Raw genomic sequence first — 278 nt, forward strand, 5'->3', positions numbered from 1 at the left:
TTTAAAAAGCCAAGTTCAGTTGAACTGGCTTTTTAAGTTGATTCAATCAACCTGTACAGTTACTTAAATACCGAGAGTACAAAAACTCTTGACGAGTCTGAGCAGTATCAGTATCTGTTGTACAGTTACTTAAATCTTGAGAGTACAAAAACTCTTGGTAATTCTTGGAATCGTCACAGACGTTGTACAATTACTTAAATCTTGAGAGTACAAAAACGCATATACTTCGCTTATTTCACCAAATTCTGTTGTACAGTTACTTAAATCTTGAGAGTACA

Source organism: Streptococcus sp. HMSC078H03, assembly GCF_001808655.1.
Lineage (GTDB): Bacteria > Bacillota > Bacilli > Lactobacillales > Streptococcaceae > Streptococcus > Streptococcus salivarius_G.